Raw genomic sequence first — 1,848 nt, 5'->3', positions numbered from 1 at the left:
TCTATAACATTCATTGTCTGAGCCAGAATAAATTAATGCGACAAATTAACAAATGTGTCAGCCTGTAATCTAGTACATTCAACAAGCTCACTTACTTATTCACCCGTAACTCTTACAGAATGGGGCCATCACAATGCTTTGTACCAATAAGAGTAAATACTTTGTGTCATATAAAAATTTGGTCACCTTTGATGAACTAAAAGCTTTATAAGTAGAGCTAAACCCACTATTAGATAAAGTAATAAAATGAGTAAAAGGCTAACGATGTTAACCATCGCTAGCCTTCGGTAATAAACTCAGTCTTCCTTACGTTTTAGTGTGTCGGCTAGATAGTCACCTAATTCAGAAAGAGGGATGTGTGTCATAACACCGTCTTTGCGGCACTTAACTGACACACGCTTCTCGGCCTCTTCTTTATCCCCAACCGTTAAGATGTAAGGCACTTTTTGCTTGTGAAAGCGTTTCATTTTGCGGGCAACTGAGTGTTGACTGATATCAACCAACACTCGCATGTCTCGTGCTAAACATAGTGCGGCTAACTGACGGACAAATTGGCTGTTTGACTCATTCACTGAAGCGATAGCAACAGGCACGGGATGCAACCAATCCGGCAGGTTACCCTGTGAGACTTCCAAGAGAATCCCCAGCCAACGCTCGATAGAGCCATACATAGCTTGGTGCATAATCACTGGCCGTTCGAATTCACCTTGCTCATTGGTGTACTGAACATCGAATCTTTCAGGCAAATTGAAATCAAACTGGATAGTGCCACACTGCCAGCGTCTTCCCATAGAATCTGTCAGTGACAATTCAATTTTGGGACCATAAAAAGCCCCTTCGCCAGCTTGATACTCGGCATCAAAGCCCTCAATCTGGCAGGCTGAATCCAATAGCTTTTGTGCTCGGCACCATTGCTCATCGCTGCCTAATGCCTTCTCAGGTTTAGTCGATATTTTTACGTCTAAATTATGGTAGCCGTAATCACCATAAACCTGCTTTGCACGCTGGAGAAAACCACGTATCTCCTCCTCTGCCTGAGACCAACAGCAAAAAACATGGGCATCATCCTGAGTGAACTGGCGTGCGCGCAGGCAACCATTTAACGAGCCTGAAGATTCATTACGGTGCACCAAGCCAAACTCAAATAGTCGCAGTGGCAAATCTCTATGGCTATGTACCCCGCGCTTAAACAGCAAAATATGGGCAGGACAAGACATAGGTTTTAAAACATATTCATCGATGTTTTCCTTTCCGCCACCGAAAAACATGTTGTCTACAAACATGTCCATATGCCCAGATGTTTGCCATAACTCCTTCTTCATAAAAACAGGCGTGTTCACTTCCTCAAAACCATTTCGGCGATACACGCGCCTCATGTGCTCTTGAATATCTCGGAATAACGCCCAGCCATTCGGGTGCCAAAAAATCATACCCGGCGCCTGTGGTTCAGAGTGAAATAGGTCAAGTTGTTCTGCAATTTCGCGATGTGTTTTCATCATTCTCTCCTGAGTAAAATCTGAGTAAAACCTGAGCGAAATACAAAACCAAGGTATAAAAAAACCCTCTGGCGATTTCGCTCAGAGGGTTTTTTTAAAGACGCAAAAAACTACCCCCCGAGAATTCTCGTGGTGGTAGTGGTGGTGTTAATTGCGCTTACATATATTTTGTTCATGCGTCAGTAATAACAAATCATCCCTATCGCAGCAAGCATTTTGTTTATAAATGCCGCAATATCGCCATAGCTTCTAATTACTTGCCTACTAAAACACGGAGGCATAGCACATGAGTTTTAAATGATTAGCTCTAATTAGGCAGATTTGAATTAATCTAGTGGATACCGCTGTTTCA

At 42.9% G+C, this 1,848-nt stretch carries 1 protein-coding gene; it reads right to left on the bottom strand.

Features of this window, described 5'->3' with window-relative positions:
- Positions 1-296 precede the first annotated feature (296 nt).
- Positions 297-1,538 carry a threonine--tRNA ligase gene (gene thrS, locus NE536_RS22675; protein WP_261274104.1) on the bottom strand — a complete coding sequence of 414 codons (1,242 nt, stop codon included), beginning with the start codon at positions 1,536-1,538 and terminating at the stop codon, positions 297-299.
- Positions 1,539-1,848: the final 310 nt, after the last annotated feature.

Origin of the sequence: Shewanella septentrionalis (assembly GCF_025370265.1) — a bacterium.
Lineage (GTDB): Bacteria > Pseudomonadota > Gammaproteobacteria > Enterobacterales > Shewanellaceae > Shewanella > Shewanella hafniensis.
Note: the sequence above shows the minus strand (reverse complement) of the source record. Positions and strands in the feature narration are given on the sequence as shown.